Origin of the sequence: Phormidium sp. CCY1219 (genome assembly GCF_035615515.1) — a bacterium.
In the GTDB taxonomy this organism is placed as follows: Bacteria; Cyanobacteriota; Cyanobacteriia; order Cyanobacteriales; family Laspinemataceae; genus CCY1219.
This window is the reverse complement of sequence record NZ_JAJENT010000288.1, coordinates 1-4,084: the sequence shown is the minus strand read 5'-3', so window position 1 is coordinate 4,084 and position 4,084 is coordinate 1. Positions and strand designations below refer to the sequence as shown.

Genomic DNA, 4,084 nt, shown 5'->3' with positions numbered 1-4,084 from the left:
TTTAGGCTGGTCAGGTGGTTAGAAGTACAAGCCCCTGGCTTTAGACATGGGGTTGGTTTCTACGGAGTCCCTGACTATTTATCCTTCCAAAAATATCGATTTAAAACAAAGACATTCCGTAGCCGACGCCCAGGGTAAAGCGAACTCCGTCCCCGGCGGTTTCGGTGACGTCGCTGAGGGTGGGAGTCAGTACCAGGGGCAGATTGCGAAACGGGACCACCGATGCGCCGACGTTCAAATCTTGACCGGTCCATTCGGTAAAGACGCTGACGGGGGGGACCACTTGCACGGCGACGCTACCAAAGACGCCGACGCTACCTTCGTCGTCTTGCACTTGCTCTTCGGTCCGAAAGCGTCCGCTGCCCACCCCGGCGGAGACGGAAATGCGGCTGAAGGGGTCTTGGCTGTTTTCTTTGACGCGAAACCGCTTGCTAACCACGCCGTAAACGCTGGTATCGGCATCGGAGAAGCCCCAGATGAGGGCGTTTTCCAGTCCTACGGCAACGGCGAAGTCTTGGGGAAGGGCGCGGTGCAGTTTGAAGTTAAACGAACCGCGATCGCCGAAGTCTGACAGATCCAATGCGGTAACGCCCACATCCAAACCGACGCTAGTTTGCGGGTTGCCAAAACTGACCACCACCCCCGCCGTTCCATCGGCATCTTCGGTGTAGCGGGTTCGTTCTTGATAGCTGAACCCGACGCCCACACTGCCAAAACTGCCTCCATAGGCGGTGGGGGTGTTGGAACTGCTTCCGGGTGCGCCGAGATAGATTTGCTGTAGGGGGACTTGTTGGATGGCTTGCAAGCGCTGTTGCAGTTGGCTGCTTTGTTGTTGAATCTCGCGCGCCGTCGGCGGGCTGTCGGGTCGGAATTCTCCCTCCGGATTATTGTCGTCAGGAGATGTATTGGTTTGGGCGCTGGGAAATGTCGCCCGGGTGGTGACCCTACCGCCGCCTAAGGCACAGGCTTCACAGCTTTGGGTTGGGGTTTGCGCCAGGGTGGGCCGCCCCAACCCTAGGGCAGCAAATCCAGCAACGGCAAAGAATATGGCGAGTTTTACACGGCACATCTTCATAAACCTGAGTGAGAGGATAGTGTGGGCGTCGTTCCACCGCAATTGGAGGTTAGAAATGAGCTAACCCGAGGGTCGGCTTTTCCACCGCAGCGGTGGGCGTTTCTCCAGTGGAGGGCGATCGGGTTTACTGGGGCATTTTTCAGGCGAGGAGCAAACACGCACTCGCATCAATGGAGGTTCTATCTGGCCTGAGAATGGTTGGCAATTGCCGCGATCGCGCTTTTTCGAGATTTCACTATTTAGGGATGGTCGCTGGTGAAGGTGTCTGGTTTGACCCCCCCCTGAATTAGCGACCCGTGAAATTTTTCGGTATGCTTTTTATCTTCCGCTTTGCTCACTCTATCATACTTTTTTCCCCAACAAATCTTTCAACCTTAAAATTTTATGGAAAGTTTTGAAAGGTTAATCAAGCCGGATTTATTTAGGTGAAAAATGCCGTCGGCTTGCTTGGCTTTTCCGCTCTAAACCCCTTGCAATCTGGGCTTTCGCCTGAGTTTTGCTTGCCCGTCTGACTGGATTTAACCTTCCAAAACCTCCCTAAAATTTTTCAGGCAAAGATTCGCGATCGCGTTAAGAATCGATCGCTTGACTCCCGGAAATTACAAAAATTCAGCACTCTAAATTCGATCGGAGTGCTTGGGTTCTAGAAACGCTATCCCACCGATTTGGGTTCGATAAAACGAGCGGTTGGCGATATATTCGGTTGTTGACGTCGCTTTGTGGCGCAAGGTTCCATCCCCCAACAGAAGATTTAACTCCCGCAGAAAACTCCCCCTGTGGGTACGCGGAACATAACCAGGCACGAGGGAGGAGGGATGCGGATGGGATTGACTCTTGGCCAACTCCAGGAGAAAATTTAGGGACATGCAAGCGCCAGTGGCGGCAACAACTGGCGGGCGATCGCCTTTGGGGCGGGTTGAGGGGCGATCGTCTTGTCGGAGGCGATCGCTTTCTCTTGCGGTTCTGAACTGAGGGGTCTAAAAATCACGAGGGGTTGCCGATTTTCCCCCATATGCTGTTTAAAACGCGCAAAAATCGCAGTTTCTTGACTGGGCAATGGATTATCTGCGCGCGATGGCTTAACATAAGTTAACATAGAAAACAGATCGGCCAGCAGAAAATTCATCGGGAGGGAAAGGCCATCGACATTCGTCAAGCTGAAAAAATAAAAACAGATACACTTTCAGTTCCCCTGTTCCTCTATCCCTAATTCCAGGGAAGCCGCGTTAAATACCAAATCTCGATTAACGGCGCGGCGTCGGTGGTTCCGAACACCTCCCCTCCCGGAAATCGCACCGACTCTAGAATCCCTCGGCACTTGCCGAATTCCTGGACTCGGGCACTCCCGGACAAAAAAGCTTCGCGCTAAAATCAATTCGGTTCCTAATTGCGTGCCGATCGCAGTAGTTAAGAGTACAAAAGCAATGAGCAACAATATCAACCAACAAATCGAACAAGAGCGCGAAAACGCGCGTAGCGTATGCGATACCAGTGGAGCAAGCTCCTCTGAATGTGCGGCGGCTTGGGATGCGGTAGAAGAAATGCAAGCTGAAGCCTCCGATCAGCGCAATACCAAACCCAAGTCTTCCTTTGAAAAATATTGCGATGATAATCCCGATGCCGCAGAGTGTCGGATCTACGACGAATAGATGAGCGTGACGGGATAAGGTGGCCCACCTCATCCGCCGAGATTGCGTGATTCAACTCGCATTCGTTAAAAATGCAACTAGATCTCGATTTATCGAGGTCCAGTTGCTTGCCTTTATGGTTGCCGATCGCGCAGATTTACCGGACTCTCTCCGGAAATAGCCGTTGGCGAGTGAACCAAAACTCGACCCCAGATAATTCCACGAGACAAATAATGGAGCAACCTTGGTTTCAACCGCTAGTCTGGATGGATTATCGACTAGCTGTAGTATTCACCGTTATTCTGCCCCTGGTGCTACTGATTTGGGCCTTTGCTGGCAAATCAGACGCCATACAACACCTGTTAGTCATTTATTGGCGGGTGGCTAGCTTGCTGCTCATTACCGTCTATCTGATGATTGGAGCGTTACCAATTAGCTTTATTTCAGCACTAGCGGCTCGCATTTTAATTCCCGTTTCCCTTTGGTTTTGGGTGGATATCAATGAAGATATTGATGACCAATCCCAGTCACCTTTGAAGCTGGCATTTACCTCCTGGCGTTGGGCAATTACCGTTTACATGGCGATCGGAAGCTTGGTTCAACTTCCCTTTCTCAGTTGTGCCTTTTCCAGTAAAGACGCAATTCTCGCGACTCCCTACTGTCGCGTGTGGTTAGATCCACCTTGGGGATTTAAGCAGCTTTTTCATACCGATGCCGACCCCGCAGTTTTAGGCTTTTTTGGGTTAATCGGCTTGACCTTTTACGTTCTTTGTTTTGCCTACTTTTTGTTTATTCGATTGGGAAAAGAAGGACGTTCCGCAACGGGTCACTAAGCTTTTAGGATGTAATAATCGCGGAAAATTACGCTTTCTTATGACTCGAAAAATGGCTCGATAAATTTATAATGGGCGAAGGCAGCAAGTGCCTAAAACGAGAAATTCACTGGGTTTAAAATTCCCCGTCCCACGTTTACAGTTCGTTGATTGTTGATTGAAAAGCATCGATTGAGATGAGCAATTCCATTGGGCAGCGCTTGGAACAATACACGGTTAGACGACCCCAAGAAGTGTTGATGGTCGAGGCTGAAATTGATGAGGAGATGGATGAAATTGCCATTTTTAAGGGATTTTCCAGTTCGTTAATGCGCCCCACTGCCTTCGATCCGGATGTTCCCGTCCTCCCCGATCGCGCCAAAATTATCAAAATCGATCGCTTAAAAGGTCCTCTGAATCCAAATCAGCCGCAATACATCGATCGCGGACTGACCTGGGAAACCATTCAGCCTTTGCTCGAAGAGGTTGGAGTTTGATACTCCCCGCGCTGAAGACGCGGGGATTCTTAAGCAGTCCAAAACTGAACTCTTAAAGGCATTATCAAAGTG

Annotated in this window: 5 protein-coding genes; 3 read left to right on the top strand and 2 right to left on the bottom strand. The window is 50.6% G+C overall.

The window, feature by feature from the left end; genetic code table 11:
- Positions 1–100: 100 nt before the first annotated feature.
- Together LKK83_RS04515 and LKK83_RS04510 are read right to left on the bottom strand one after the other, a co-directional pair.
- On the bottom strand, positions 101–1,075 hold the full coding sequence (locus tag LKK83_RS04515) for a hypothetical protein (protein ID WP_324629703.1): 975 nt from the start codon (positions 1,073–1,075) through the stop codon (positions 101–103).
- A gap of 856 nt (positions 1,076–1,931) precedes the next feature.
- Complete coding sequence (locus LKK83_RS04510) at positions 1,932–2,171, bottom strand: hypothetical protein (RefSeq protein WP_324629702.1); 240 nt, start codon at positions 2,169–2,171, stop codon at positions 1,932–1,934.
- Positions 2,172–2,499: 328 nt separating this feature from the next.
- Between LKK83_RS04510 and LKK83_RS04505 the strand changes: the two genes are divergently transcribed.
- From LKK83_RS04505 to LKK83_RS04495, 3 genes are all read left to right on the top strand, one after another.
- A complete protein-coding gene (locus LKK83_RS04505; protein ID WP_324629701.1) occupies positions 2,500–2,724 on the top strand; it encodes a Calvin cycle protein CP12 in 225 nt (74 codons plus the stop codon).
- A gap of 212 nt (positions 2,725–2,936) precedes the next feature.
- Positions 2,937–3,536, top strand: coding sequence for a DUF3177 family protein (locus LKK83_RS04500; RefSeq protein WP_324629699.1), 600 nt, complete (start codon positions 2,937–2,939; stop codon positions 3,534–3,536).
- A 176-nt stretch (positions 3,537–3,712) separates the two neighbouring features.
- A complete protein-coding gene (locus LKK83_RS04495) occupies positions 3,713–4,012 on the top strand; it encodes a DUF7734 family protein (RefSeq protein WP_324629698.1) in 300 nt (99 codons plus the stop codon).
- The last annotated feature ends 72 nt before the right edge of the window (positions 4,013–4,084 follow it).